The organism is Paracoccus salipaludis, from assembly GCF_002287065.1.
Lineage (GTDB): Bacteria > Pseudomonadota > Alphaproteobacteria > Rhodobacterales > Rhodobacteraceae > Paracoccus > Paracoccus salipaludis.
Map to the genome: position 1 here is coordinate 381636 of NZ_NSJZ01000001.1, position 13789 is coordinate 395424.

Consider the following 13789-nt stretch of genomic DNA (forward strand, 5'->3'; position numbering starts at 1 on the left):
CCCGTCGCGGGCGGCCTTTCCTCGGAAGGATGACCGGGCGGCCTGCCTTTTCCGGGCGGGCCGCCTTCTCAACTGGCACCTGCCGCGACGGCGACGGCACGGGTCATCGGCATCAGCCCGATGGCGCGGCCCGTCTGGTCCAGCACCGTCAGCCGGTCCAGCCCCTGCGCCGACATCATGCGGATCGCCTCGCCCAGATTGGCCTGTCCGTGGATGGCCGGTCCCTGCGCATCTGCCGTCACCGGCTGCATCACGGATGCGACGCGGACCACCTTGGCGCGGTCCACATGCTGGACGAAGCTCGACACATAGTCGTCGGCGGGATGCAGCACCATTTCCTGTCCGGTGCCTTCCTGGACGATGGACCCGTCGCGCAGCAGTGCGATCCGGTCGCCGATCCGCAAGGCCTCGTCGAAGTCGTGGGTGATGAAGATGATGGTCTTGCGGAACTCCTTCTGCAGGTCCAGCAGCACCGTCTGCATGTCGTAGCGGATCAGCGGGTCCAGTGCCGAATAGGCCTCGTCCATCAGCAGGATCGGCGCGTCGTTGGCCAGCGCCCGCGCCAGGCCCACGCGCTGCTGCATCCCCCCCGACAACTGGTTGGGATAGCGGGTCTCGTATCCGGCCAGCCCCACCCGCTCGATCCAGCTCATCGCGGCGCGGTGGCGCTTGTCCTGCGCCACGCCCTGCACCTCCAGCCCGTAGGCCACGTTGTCCACCACCGTGCGATGCGGCAGCAGGGCGAACTTCTGGAACACCATCGCCGTCTTGTGGCGGCGGAACTCGCGCAGGGCGGCGGGCGACATCGCCACCACGTCCTGCCCGTCGATCACGATCTCGCCCGCCGTGGGCTCGATCAGCCGGTTGATGTGACGGATCAGGGTGGACTTGCCCGACCCCGACAGGCCCATGACAACCTGGATCGTGCCCGGCTCGACCGAGATGCTGATGTCGCGCAGGCCCAGCACATGGCGGTGCTTGCGGTTCAGCTCGGCCTTGGTCATGCCGCGCCGGACGGCATCGACATGGTCCCGCGGACGCGCGCCGAAAATCTTGTAAAGATTGCGGATCTCGATCCCGAGCGGTTCAGGCATCGATGCCTCCACGGTGTTTCTGCAACCGGCGGCCGAAGGCCTGGCTGATGCGGTCGAAGATGATGGCGATGCCGACGATGGCAAAGCCGTTGAAGACGCCCAGCGTGAAATACTGGTTGGAAATCGCCCGCAGCACCGGCTGGCCCAGCCCCTGCACCCCGATCATGGACGCGATGACGACCATCGCCAGCGCCATCATGATGGTCTGGTTGACGCCGGCCATGATCGTCGGCAGCGCCAGCGGCAGCTGGACGTTCCACAGCTTCTGCCAGGCGGACGAGCCGAAGGCGTCCGCCGCCTCGATCACCTCGCGGTCCACCTCGCGCACGCCCAGGTTCGTCAGCCGCACGATGGGCGGCAGCGCATAAACGACAACCGCGATCATGCCGGCCACGCGGCCGATCCCCAGCAGCATCACCACCGGGATCAGGTAGACGAAGCTGGGCATGGTCTGCATCACGTCCAGCACCGGATTCATCCCGGACTGCACCCGGTTCGATCGCGCCATGAGGATGCCCAGCGGGATGCCGACCACAATGGCGACCAGCGTGCAGACGAGGATCATGGCGATCGTCCGCATGGTGTCTTCCCACATCCCGAAATAGCCGATGGCGGCCAGGGTCAGGACGCTCGCGGCCGTCAGGCGGAGGCTGCGGCTGCCCGCCCAGGCCAGCGCACCGACGATCAGCAGCACCAGCGGCCAGGGCATCCCCAGCATCAGCCGTTCCGCCTGCACCAGCATCTGCCGCAGAGGATCGAAGAAGCCCTCGATCATCGCGCCGTAGCTGCGCGTGAACTCGCGGAAGGCGTCGTCGATGACGCGCTTGAGGTTGCGAAGGGTTTCCTCGTTCATCTGGGGAAACCGGTTCATCCAGTCGAGCATACCGTTCCTGCCTTGGTGCTGCGGGTCGGATCAGATGAGCCGCGGGCGGAACCCACCCGCGGCACCGGCTCAGGCGGTCAGAGCGCCGCCTTGATCTTCTCGGCGGCCTCGGGCGTGACCCACTGTCCCCACAGCTCGGGCTGGGTGCGCAGGAACTCGCGCGCGCCGTCCTCGCCGGTGGCCTGGTTGTCGGTCATCCACGCCATCAGCTTGTTGACCGTCTCGTTCGTCCAGGACCGCTTGTTGAGATAGTCCATGACGCCCTGCGGCGCGCGGCCGGCGAAGTCGCTCGAGATCAGGGTGTAAACGACGTCCGACTTCCAGTCATTGGGCTTGGGGTCCGGGCAGTCCGCGTTCGAGGTGCAGCGTTCCCATTCCGCGTCGTCCAGCGGCACGCCGTGCTGCAGCCGGACCATCTCGTACTTGCCCAGCAGGGCGGTCGGTTCCCAGTAGAAGGCGACGATGGGCTCCTTGTTCTCGTAGGCACGGGCGATGGCCCCGTCGAGGCCGGCGGCCGAGCCGGTGTCGAGCAGGTTCCAGCCCATGTCCCCGGCGCCGTAGGCCTTGAACATCTGGGTGGTGACGATGGTCCCGCCCCAGCCTTCCTGGCCGTTGTAGATCGCCCCGCGCGAGGGGTCCTCGGGGTCGGGGAACAGGTCGGGATGCTTCAGCAGTTCGGGGATCGTCAGGATCTCGGGATGGGCGTCGGCGATGTATTTCGGGATGAACCAGCCCTGCTGGCCGCCGTCGCTGAGGGAATTGGCGCCATAGACGATCTTGCCGTCTGCCTTGGCCTGTTCCACCAGGTCGGGCAGCAGGTTGACCCAGGCCTCGGGCACCACTTCGGGGCGCCCGCGCTCGATCAGCGAGGTGATCGAGGGCACGGTGTCGCCGGCCACGATCTCGGCGTTGCAGCCGTATCCGTTGTTCAGGATGAACTGGTCGAGGGCCGCCAGCACCTCGGCGCTCTGCCAGTTCATGTTCGACAGCGACAGGTCGCCGCATTCTTCCTGTGCCAGCGCCGGGGCGGCCGCCAGTGCCGTTCCGAATGCAGCAAGGGTCAGGACTTTCCGCATTTCCACCTCCGTCCAGAGCCCTGTTGGGTTTGCTGACCGGCGGGCCCTGGGACGCCGGCTGGCTTTGCGGCGGCGGTGTCAGCCCGTGCCGCGTTTCACCGGGGCCGGCTGCCCGTCGTCCCCCAGGCGATAGCCGAAGGGGGCAAGGAACCGGGCCATCTCGCTGGGCGTGGCCTCGGTGCCGGTATAGATGCGGACATAGGCCGCGACCCGCGCCAGCCGCGTGGCGACCGTTTCGCGCGTCTGCATCGAGATGTAGCCGATCTGGACCAGGTAGATCGTGCGCGCCCGGACGTCGGCGTCGATCTCGTCGAAACCGAAGCCGCGCAGCATGACGCGCAGCGCCTCCATCCGCGTCTCGTCGGCGCGCCTGACCCGCTCCATGGTGTCGTCGGACTGAAGCGCCCAGCTGCGGACGGCGAACTCGAATCCCGCGTCGAACTGCTGCCCGACGATGAAGCAGGCCAGCAGGTTCAGCGCCGCCTCGGCCGGGGTCTCGGCGTAAGCCTCGGCGGCGGCGACGAAGCCGCGGGTGTTGGTCTGCTCCCACCTGTCCAGAAGCGCTTCGAGCAATTCCTCGCGGCTTTCGAAGAACCAGTAGAAGCTGGTGCGCGACAGGTTCAGCCGGTCGGACAGCACCTGGATGCGGACGCTGTCAACGCCCCCCTCGATCAGGGCCTGGTAGGCGGCATCCAGCCACAGGTCGCGCGAGCCGCGTTCCTTCAGTCGTCTGGCAGAGGGCGAGGTCATGGTCATGAGTCGGATGATAGCGCCGGACAGTCCCGTGGCAACGAAAATTGTTCAGGCTCGAACACTAAATGTTCGGGGTGATCGATTTTCTTGACAGTGGTGAACAGTGATTCCACTCTGCTGTCGATACCCTTCCCGAGAGCGCGCCATGTCGAACGATCCGCTGCTTCAGCCCTTCACCCTCAAGCACCTGACGCTGAGGAACCGCCTGCTGCTGACCTCGCACGAGCCGGCCTATGGCGAGGACGGGCTGCCCAAGGACCGCTATCGCGCCTATCACGTCGAACGCGCCAAGGGCGGGGTTGCGCTGACGATGACGGCGGGCTCGGCGGTGGTGGGGCCGGACAGCCCGCCCGCCTTCGGGAACCTGCTGCTTTACAAGGACGAGGTCGTGCCGTGGATGCGGCGGCTGGTGGACGAGTGCCACGATCACGGCGCGGCCGTGATGATCCAGGTCACGCACATGGGCCGCCGCACGCGCTGGGACCGGGGGGACTGGCTGCCGGTCGTGGGGCCGTCGCATGAACGCGAGGCCGCGCATCGCGCCTTTCCCAAGCGGATCGAGGACTGGGACATCGCCCGCATCACGGCCCAGTTCGCCGACGCCGCCGAGCGGATGAAGGAGGCGGGCGTGGACGGGATCGAGCTGCAGGCCTACGGCCAGCTATTGGCGCAGTTCTGGACGCCCGCGATCAACGACCTGGACCCGCCCTATGGCGGCAGCCTCGACAACCGCCTGCGCTTCACCTTCGAGGTGCTGGACGCGGTGCGCAACCGCGTCGGCCCCGACTTCATCGTGGGCATGCGGGTCGTCCCGGACGAGCAGATGCCGGGCGGCGTCACGAAGGAGGACGGCGCCGAGATCGCCCGCCGCCTGAAGGGCAGCGGCAAGGTCGATTTCCTGAACATCGTGCGCGGGCATATCGACACGGACGCGGGGCTGACCGACCTGATCCCGATTCAGGGGATGCCCTCGGCCCCCCATCTGGAGTTCGCAGGCGAGGTCCGCGCCGCCTCGCAGATGCCGACCTTCCATGCGGCGCGCATCCAGGACGTCGCCACCGCCCGCCACGCCGTCGCCAGCGGGTTGCTGGATATGGTCGGCATGACCCGCGCCCATATCGCCGACCCGCATATCGTCCGGAAGCTGATGGCCGGGCAGGAGGACCGCATCCGCCCCTGCGTCGGCGCGAACTACTGCCTCGACCGCATCTACCAGGGAGGCATGGCGCTTTGCATCCACAACCCCGCCTCGGGGCGCGAGGAAACGATGCCCCACGCGATCCCGCCCGCCGCGCAGGTGCGCCGGGTGACGGTCGTGGGCGCCGGTCCCGCGGGCCTCGAGGCGGCTCGTGTCGCCGCCGAGCGCGGCCATGCCGTCACCGTCTTCGAGGCCGCCGACCAGCCCGGAGGGCAGGTCCGCCTGGCCGCGCTCCAGCCCCGGCGGCGCGAGATGGAACAGATCGTTTCGTGGCGGATGGAAGAGTGCGAGCGGCTGGGCGTCACCTTCCGCTTCAACACATTCGCGGACGAGGCCGACGTGCTGGGCACCGCGCCGGACGTGGTCATCGTCGCCACGGGCGGGCTGCCGCATACCGAGGTGCTGGCGCAGGGCAACGAACTGGTCGTGTCGGCCTGGGACATCCTGTCGGGCGACGTGAAGCCCGGCGCAAGCGTGCTGGTCTATGACGACGCGGGCGACCATGCCGCCCTGCAGGCCGCGCAGGCCATCGCCGAGACGGGCGCCGAGGTCGAGGTCGTGACCCCCGACAGGACCTTCTCGCCCGAGATCATGGCGATGAACCTGGTGCCCTACATGCGCGCGCTGCAGAAGGGGAAGACGACCTTCACCGTCACCTGGCGCCTGCGGGAGGTCCGGCGCGAGGGCAACCTGCTGCGTGCCACGCTGGGCAGCGACTACGGCGATTTCACGCGCGAGCGGGTCGTCGACCAGGTGGTGGTGAACCACGGCACCCGGCCCTTGGACGAGCTCTATTTCGACCTCAAGCCGCAGTCGTCGAACGGGGGCGAGGTCGATTACGACGCGCTGATCGCGGGCGGTCCGCAGCAGGTCGCCCGGAACGCCGAGGGCCGCTTCCGGCTGTTCCGCATCGGCGACGCCGTGTCTGCCCGCAATACCCATGCCGCGATCTATGACGCGCTGCGCCTGGTGAAGGATCTCTGAGGATGGCATTCCCCGAACATGCGAAGGTCGTCATCATCGGCCTCGGCGGCATTGTCGGCGCCTCGGTCGCCCATCACCTGATCGAGCGGGGCTGGGACGACATCGTCGGCATCGACAAGTCGGGCATCCCCACCGACATCGGCTCGACCGCGCACGCCTCGGATTTCTGCTTCACCACCAGCCATGATTTCCTGAGCACCTGGACGACGCTCTATTCCGTCGATTTCTACGAAAGGCTCGGCCATTACGCCAAGGTCGGCGGGATCGAGGTCGCGCGCGTGGGCGATGACGCCCGGATGAACGAGCTGAAGCGCAAGGTCGCGTCCGGCAAGGCCTTCGGCACGCGCGCGTGCATGATCCCGCCGGCCGAGGTCAAGGAACGCTTTCCCTTGATCGAGGAGGACGTGATCCAGGGGGCCCTGTGGGACCCCGACGCCGGGCTGGTCATCCCGCGTTCCCAGACCGTCGCGGGCAAGCTGGTCGATGGGGGCGTGGCCTCGGGCAGGCTGCGGGCCTTCGCCAACACGCCCGCGACCTCGCTGGTGATCGAAGGCGGCCGCATCCGTGGCGTCGTCACCCCGCGCGGCACCATCCGCGCCGACCTGGTGATCGTCTGCGCCGGCCTCTGGGGGCGGCTGATCGCCGAGATGGCGGGCGAGGACCTGCCGGTCTTCCCGGTGGACCACCCGCTGACCTTCTTCGGGCCCTTCACCGAGTTCGAGGGCACCGGCAAGGACATCGGCTATCCGCTGCTGCGCGACCAAGGCAATTCGGCCTACATGCGCGACACGGGCGACCCCACGACCGCCGAGGGCGGGCAGATCGAATGGGGCTATTACTACGACACGGCGCCGCGCCTGTGCCACCCGCGCGACATCCTGGAAAAGGAGTTCACGCGCCTTTCCCCCTCGCAGCGCGACCTCGACATCGAAGACCTGATGGAGCCGCTGGAGCGCGCCATCGAACTGACCCCGATCCTGGGCGAGCTTGGCTACAACGAGGGCCATTCCTTCAACGGGTTGCTGCAGGCGACGACGGACGGGCTGCCCTCGGTCGGGGAAAGCCGGAAGGCGCGGGGGCTGTGGTATGCGGTCGCCGTCTGGGTCAAGGACGCGCCCGCCATCGGCAAGCTGGTGGCCGACTGGATCACCGACGGCCGCACCCAGATCGACCACGCAAGCATCGATTATGCCCGCTTCAGCCCCCACCAGCTTGAGGCCGGTTACATCACCGCCCGATGCACCCAGACGGCGGCGGCGATCTACACCCCTCCGGTCCATCCGCGCGAACCCTTCGAAGAGGGCCGCAACATCCGCCGCTCGCCCTTTCACGCGCGCGAGGTGGAACTCGGCGGTCACTTCATGGAACTCGGCGGATGGGAACGCGCCCACGGCTATGCCGCGAACGAGCATCTGCTGGAGAAATACGGCGACCGCATCCCCGTCCGCGAACACGAATGGGACAACCGCCATTTCTGGCGCGTCTCGAACGCCGAACAACTGGAGATGAGCGAGACCTGCGGCATCATCAACCTGTCGCATTTCCACATCACCGGGATCTCGGGGCCGGATCACGTCGCGCTGCTGGAATGGCTCTGCGCGGCGCGGATCGGGGGGGATGCGAATGTCGGCAAGGGCATCTACACCCATTTCCTCGACGACGAAGGCAACGTCCGCGCCGACCTGACCGTGCTGCGCTTCGCCGACCGCTGCCTGCTGGTCAACGGCGCCGATGCGGGGCCCCGCGACCTGACCTACATGCGCCGCGTCGCGCAGGACCGGGGACTGGACGTCACCCTGACCGACATGACCGAGGAGCGCATCACCATCGGCTTCTGGGGCCCGCAGGCCCGCGCCAAGCTGCAGACGGTGGTCGAGGACCCTGAGGCGCTGGAGCCTGACGCCTTCCCCTTCGCCGCCATCCGCCCGATCAGGATCGCGGGCAGGGAGGTCACCGCCTTCCGCATCTCCTATGTCGGCGAGCAGGGGTGGGAACTGCACATGGCCTATGAGGACGGTCTGGCCGTCTGGGACGCGCTGCGCTCGACCGGCGCGATCGCGGTCGGGATCGAGACCTATGCGAACTCGCGCCGCCTGGAGAAAAGCCTGCGGTTGCAGAACGCCGACCTGCGGACGGAATACAACCTGTTCGAGGCGGGACTGGCGCGGCCCAAGGTCAAGGATGCCGATTTCCGCGGCAAGGCGAAGCATATCGAATATGCCGCGCGGGACCACCAGCCGGCGATGCTCTGCACGCTGATGATGACCGACAACACCGACGGCAGCGGCATCGCCCGCTATCCGGTCGGCGTCATGCCGGTGCTGGACCCCGACAGCGGCGAGGTGCTGGTCGATGAACTCGGCCGGCGGTCCTACACAAGCTCGGTCGCCTACGGGCCCAGCGTGGGATGCAACATCGCCCTTGCCTATCTGCCCCGGGCATATTGCCAGGAGGGCCGCAGGCTGAGCGTCGACTACATGGGGGAAATCCTTCCTGTCGAGGTCGCCGCCGTGGGCCACAGGGCGCTGTTCGATCCCGGCAACCAGCGGCCCCGAAGCTGATCGTCCGGCCGTCGGCCGGGCCTGTCGCGGCCGCCTTGGGGCAATCGCGCTGCATGAATGCCCATGCCCCTGCTGCGTCCGGCGGTGCTGTCAGATCCGGGCAAGCCCGTCCTGGATGCAGCGGAAGCAGCAGGGGCCCGGACGAACCGGCGCAGGACAGGCTTCGTCATGGGCGGCCGTGTCCTGCACGAAGATGCGTCCGGTGAACATTCCCCTGATGCCTCCCCGCAATCAGAACGGATAGTGCTGGTTCGGGTCCTCGACGGTGACCCAGCGGATCTCAGTGAACTCGGCGATGCCCGCCTTGCCCCCGAAGCGCCCGTAGCCCGAGGACTTGACCCCGCCGAAGGGCGCCTGCGGCTCGTCGTTCACGGTGGGGCCGTTGATGTGGCAGATCCCGGCCTCAAGCCGGTCGGCGAAGGCCATGGCGCGCTTGATGTCGCGGCTGAAGACGGCCGAGGACAGGCCGTATTCGCTTTCGTTGGCGACGCGCAGGGCGTCCTCCTCTCCCTTCACCCGGATGATCGGCTTGACCGGGCCGAAGCTTTCCTCGGCATAAACGCGCATCTCGGGCGTGACGTTGTCGATGACGGTCGCGGCGACGACCGCGCCGTCGCGCGTGCCGCCCGCCAGCACCTTGCCGCCCCTGGCGCGGGCGTCGGCAATCAGCTCGTCCATCCGCTCGCCCGCGCCGGGCAGGCACAGCGCGCCAAGGACGACATGGCCGCGCGGGTCGCCCGCCGGCAGTTCGGCGGCGCGGGCCGCGAACTTGCGCGCGAACTCGTCGGCGATGCTGTCGTCCACGATCAGGCGCTCGGTGGACATGCAGATCTGGCCCTGGTTCATGTAGCAGCCGAAGATGGCCGCGTTCACGGCCGCATCCACGTCGGCGTCGTCCAGCACCACGAAGGGCGCCTTGCCGCCCAGTTCCAGCAGCGCAGGCTTGAGGTTCTCGCCCGCAAGGCGGCCGATGATGCGCCCGACCTTGCTCGATCCGGTGAAGTTCACGTGCCGCACCTCGGGGGCGCGGATCAGCGTTTCGACGATTTCGGCCGCGTCCTCGGGTGCGTTCGAGATGACGTTGACGACGCCCGGCGGGAAGCCCGCGTCAAGGAAGCACTGGCCGATCAGGCGCTGGGTCTCGGGGCACATCTCGGACGACTTCAGCACCGCCGTGTTGCCCAGCGCGACCGGCACGGCGACGGCACGGGTGCCCAGGATGACCGGCGCGTTCCAGGGCGCGATGCCCAGGCACACGCCGCGCGGGCAGGCCACGGCCATCGACAGGCAGCCGGGCTTGTTCGACGGCAGGATCTCGCCGCCCACCTGGGTCACGACGCTGGCGGCCTCGCGCAGGATGTTGGCGGCCAGCGTCACGTTGAAGCCGATCCAGGGGCCGGTCGCGCCGGTCTCGGCCATGGCGGCGGCGACGAACTCGTCCCGGCGCGCCTCCATCGCATCGGCCGCTTTCATCAGCAGCGCGCGGCGGACGGCCGGCGCGGTGCGCGCCCAGGCGGGGAAGGCGGCATGGGCGGCGCGGACGGCGGCCAGCGCATCCTCGCGGCTGGCGGCGGCGGCGCTGGTCGCCACCTTGCCCGTCACCGGGTCGGCGCGGGTGAAGCTGCGCCCGCCGGTCGCGTCGCGGTGCGCGCCATCGATCAGAAGCTGGGTGGTCATGGAAGTCTCCTCACTCTGTCCTGTGTTTGGCGGGGGCGGGGTCAAGTGCCCGCCATCCGCCGCAATCCGGGCGCTGCCCTCGGGGCCGCGTCATTGATCTGGCTCCCCGGCCACGCGGGCGGCATCGAGGAACGGATAGCTTCGGGGGCCGTCGGCAAGGCTGACCCAGCGCAGTTCGGTGAACTCATCCAGCGCATGGGCCCCGCCGAAACGGCCGTAGCCGCTGTCCTTGACGCCGCCGATGGGCAGGTCGGGCCGGTCGTTCAGCGTCGGGCCGTTGATGTGGCACATGCCGGTTTCAAGCTGGCGCGCCAGCCGCAGCGCGCGGGCGGAGTCGCGGCTGAAGATGGCCGAGGACAACCCGTAGCGCGTGTCGTTGGCGATGCCGATGGCCTCGTCCTCGGTCCCGGCGCGGCAGATGCTGGCGACGGGGCCGAAGCATTCCTCGGCGTAAAGCACCATCCCCGGTGCCACGCCGTCCAGCACGGTGGCATCCATGAAGTTGCCACGGGGCGCGCCGCCCGCACGCAGCACCGCGCCCTTGGCAGTGGCGTCGCGGACCAGTTCGGCCAGCCGCTCGGCGACCGTCGCGCTGACCAGCGGACCCAGTGCGCAGCCCTGCCGCAGCTCGCCCGCCGTCAGCCGCGCGGCGCGCCGGGCAAGGCGTTCGGCGAAGTCGTCGGCAACGCTGTCCATCACCACGATGCGGTCGGTCGCCATGCAGATCTGGCCCTGGTTGAAGAAGGACCCGAAGGCCGCCGCATCCACCGCCGCGTCCAGATCGGCGTCCTCCAGCACGATCAGCGGCGCCTTGCCGCCCAGTTCCAGCAGGCAGCGCTTGAGGTGGCGCGCGGCGGTTTCCGCGATGATCCGGCCCACGCGGGTCGAACCGGTGAAGTTGATGCGGCGCACGGCGTCGTGGGCGATCAGCGCCTCGACCACCTCGGCAGCATGTTCGGGGGCATGGGTCACGATGTTCAGCACGCCGTCGGGCAACCCGGCTTCGGACAGGATGCGGCCGACCAGCAGATGCGTGGCAGGGCAGATTTCGGATGCCTTCATCACCACGGTATTGCCGCAGGCGAGCGCCGTGGCGACCGCGCGCATCGCCAGCACGAAGGGCGCGTTCCAGGGGGCCATGGCAAGGCAGACGCCCACCGGCTCGCGGAAGGCGAAGCTGAGGCCCGAGGGGTCGCGCAGCACCGTGCCCTCGATCTGCGTGACCAGGGCGGCGGCGGCTTCCAGATGCTGCCGCCCGACCTCAAGGTTGAAGCGCAGCCACAACTCGGTCGCGCCGATCTCGGCCTGCATGGCCGCCCGGATCTCGTCCGCACGGGCGTCGATGAGGGCGGCCGCGCGGTTCAGGATGGTGCGGCGTTCCGCCGGCAGGCTGCGCGACCAGGCGGGGAAGGCGCGGGCGGCGTTGTTCGCGGCCGCGATGGCGTCACGGCGGCGGAAGGCAGGGGCGCTTGACGCGATGATGCCGGTTGCCGGGCTCCGGCGCTGGAACGCGGCGCCCGCCATGCGGCTGCGGCCTTCCCGTGCGGGCCTCGACTGGTTCAAAGCACGTCCTCCTCCGGGCCGCGGGGGCCCGTGCCTCCCCTGTGTCCGCCATGTTTTTGCGGAATGCCTCAGAAATATGCGGTTGCTCACCAACCATTAATGCCAGTTTATGGCCGAGACTTGTGTTTATCTGGCAGAATGCAGCATGGCGGACACGGCAGTTGACGGACTGGACAGGACAGCCCGTGCCGAGCGGCTGCCGACGGGCCTGCGCAGCACCGTGATTCGGCCCGGACGTGGGGCCTATGAGCCGTTCGTCCACCTGGTGCTGCTCGAAGCGGGCGAGATCACCGTGGATGCGGGCGACGGCTCCCGCGAGGCCGAAGCGCCTGCCGCCCTGATCCTGCCGCCCGGCCCCGGGGTGCTGCTGACCCTTGGCCCCGGCTGCGATGGATGGCTGCTGGGCATGGGGCCGTCCCTTCTGTCGGCGGCCGTGGGCGCGCGGGCGGAATCCGAGTTCCTTGCCCCCATCGGCACCCATCTGATGATCGCGCGGGACTTTGCCCCCGACACCGCGACCGACCCCGCCGCGCTGGCCGAGCGGATCGCGGACGAGTTGTCGCGCCCAACGCCGGGGGCGCAGATGGCCGTCCTCGCCGGCCTGCGGCTGCTTCTGATCGACATCTGGCGCAGCAGCGGCTCTGAGCCCCAGCGGCTGGCGCAGGGCAGCGACGCCCATGTGCTGCTGAGCTTCCGCCGGCTGGTCGAGCTGCATTTCCACAAGCGGCTGGGCGTCGCCGATTATGCCGCGCAACTGGGCGTGACCTATGACCGGCTGCACGGCATCTGCCAGCGCAACCTGCAACGTGCGCCGCTGCAGCTGATCCACGCCCGGATGATGCGCGAGGCGGCAAGCTGGCTTGAGCGCTCGGGCCAGCCGATCCAGCAGATCGCCCATGCGCTGGGCTTTCCCGACAGCGCAGAGTTCAGCCATTTCTTCAAACGGCAGAGCGGGCTGTCGCCCTCGCGCTTCCGCCAGCAGGTCCGCAACCAGAGCGAGGCGATCGGCCTTGCCCGGACCTCCTTCGCGGACTGGCCCTGATCAGGTCCCGGCCGGGAACCCCTCGGCCACCCGCATCACCGCCTGCCGGAACAGAAGCTGGGCGCTCGTTTCCGGCAGGCTGGCGCGGGTCATCAGGCCAACCGGCCCCTTGGTCAGCGTGGTGTCGATGGGCAGCCGCGCCAGCCGCCCCTCGGCGACCTCGCGCGCGACCACGCCCGCCGAGATGAACCAGACGGCATCGCTTTGCGGCGTGTGGACCATGCCGAAGGCGCCCGACACGGTCTCGATCCGCCGCGGCAGGCGCGGCACGCCCTCGGCGATCAGCAGCCGCTCGACGAAGGGGCGGATCGCGGCGGCCTCGGGCGGATAGATCACCGGGAAATCCGCGATCCGGCGCAGGTCCGGGTCGTCCAGGATCGGGTGGCCGGGCCGGACCACGACGGCGACATCCTCGAGGTAGAGCTGCGTGAAGCTGAGACCCTGCATGGTTTCGGGCGCCCCTAGCCGGCCGATCACCACGTCGAGGTCGCCCGACCGCAGGGCCGAGGTCAGGTGCCCGTGCGCCCCGTCCAGGATCGTCAGCTGCAGATGCGGCGCACTGGCCTGAAGGTCCGCCACGACTTCGGGCATCAGCCGCGCCGCGACCGAGGGCAGGGCGCCCGCGCGCAAGCTCAGCGCCGCCGCCTCGCCCTCGCCCGAAAGCCCGGCCATGGCGTTGGACAGCGCCGCCAGCGCGTTCAGCGCATGGTCGTGGAAGAACTCGCCCTGCGGGGTCAGCGTGACGCCGCGCCGGCTGCGGGTCATGAGGCGCGCGCCCGCGATCTCCTCAAGTTCGGCGATGGTTCGGGAAATCGCAGGCTGGGTCAGGAACAGCGCCTCGGCGGCGCGCTTGAGGCTGCCCTGCCGGATGATCTCGACAAAGGCCTGGATGTGCCTCAGCCGGATTCTGCGATCCAACACTTGCCGATTCCGATAATGATGAAGCCGAAGAACTCAT

Annotated in this window: 10 protein-coding genes; 3 read left to right on the plus strand and 7 right to left on the minus strand. The window is 68.8% G+C overall.

Going from position 1 to position 13789, the window contains the following annotated elements:
* Nucleotides 1-68 precede the first annotated feature (68 nt).
* From CK240_RS01805 to CK240_RS01820, 4 genes are all read right to left on the minus strand, one after another.
* Nucleotides 69-1094, minus strand: a complete 1026-nt coding sequence (locus CK240_RS01805; RefSeq protein WP_095638613.1) for a quaternary amine ABC transporter ATP-binding protein — start codon at nucleotides 1092-1094, stop codon at nucleotides 69-71.
* Complete coding sequence (locus CK240_RS01810; RefSeq protein WP_240517240.1) at nucleotides 1087-1965, minus strand: ABC transporter permease; 879 nt, start codon at nucleotides 1963-1965, stop codon at nucleotides 1087-1089. The genes CK240_RS01805 and CK240_RS01810 overlap by 8 nt, the downstream gene beginning before the upstream one ends.
* 89 nt (nucleotides 1966-2054) lie before the next feature.
* Nucleotides 2055-3053: an ABC transporter substrate-binding protein gene (locus CK240_RS01815; protein WP_095638615.1), complete on the minus strand. Its 999-nt coding sequence runs from the start codon at nucleotides 3051-3053 to the stop codon at nucleotides 2055-2057.
* A 78-nt stretch (nucleotides 3054-3131) separates the two neighbouring features.
* Nucleotides 3132-3803 carry a TetR/AcrR family transcriptional regulator gene (locus tag CK240_RS01820; RefSeq protein ID WP_095638790.1) on the minus strand — a complete coding sequence of 224 codons (672 nt, stop codon included), beginning with the start codon at nucleotides 3801-3803 and terminating at the stop codon, nucleotides 3132-3134.
* 148 nt (nucleotides 3804-3951) lie between these two features.
* On the opposite strand from CK240_RS01820, the gene CK240_RS01825 reads away from it, so the two are divergent.
* Nucleotides 3952-5988 carry an NADH:flavin oxidoreductase gene (locus tag CK240_RS01825; RefSeq protein WP_095638616.1) on the plus strand — a complete coding sequence of 679 codons (2037 nt, stop codon included), beginning with the start codon at nucleotides 3952-3954 and terminating at the stop codon, nucleotides 5986-5988.
* Nucleotides 5989-5990: 2 nt separating this feature from the next.
* Nucleotides 5991-8549 carry a GcvT family protein gene (locus CK240_RS01830; protein ID WP_095638617.1) on the plus strand — a complete coding sequence of 853 codons (2559 nt, stop codon included), beginning with the start codon at nucleotides 5991-5993 and terminating at the stop codon, nucleotides 8547-8549.
* Between the two features lie 231 nt (nucleotides 8550-8780).
* On the opposite strand, the gene CK240_RS01835 is transcribed toward CK240_RS01830, so the two are convergent.
* Together CK240_RS01835 and CK240_RS01840 are read right to left on the minus strand one after the other, a co-directional pair.
* Nucleotides 8781-10226: an aldehyde dehydrogenase gene (locus CK240_RS01835; protein WP_095638618.1), complete on the minus strand. Its 1446-nt coding sequence runs from the start codon at nucleotides 10224-10226 to the stop codon at nucleotides 8781-8783.
* A 90-nt stretch (nucleotides 10227-10316) separates the two neighbouring features.
* On the minus strand, nucleotides 10317-11789 hold the full coding sequence (locus CK240_RS01840) for an aldehyde dehydrogenase family protein (protein ID WP_240517242.1): 1473 nt from the start codon (nucleotides 11787-11789) through the stop codon (nucleotides 10317-10319).
* Nucleotides 11790-11934: 145 nt separating this feature from the next.
* Here CK240_RS01840 and CK240_RS01845 point away from each other — a divergent pair, with 145 nt between their 5' ends.
* Nucleotides 11935-12831: a helix-turn-helix transcriptional regulator gene (locus CK240_RS01845; protein ID WP_167649942.1), complete on the plus strand. Its 897-nt coding sequence runs from the start codon at nucleotides 11935-11937 to the stop codon at nucleotides 12829-12831.
* On the opposite strand, the gene pcaQ is transcribed toward CK240_RS01845, so the two are convergent.
* On the minus strand, nucleotides 12832-13752 hold the full coding sequence (gene pcaQ, locus CK240_RS01850; protein WP_167649943.1) for a pca operon transcription factor PcaQ: 921 nt from the start codon (nucleotides 13750-13752) through the stop codon (nucleotides 12832-12834).
* Between the last annotated feature and the right edge of the window lie 37 nt (nucleotides 13753-13789).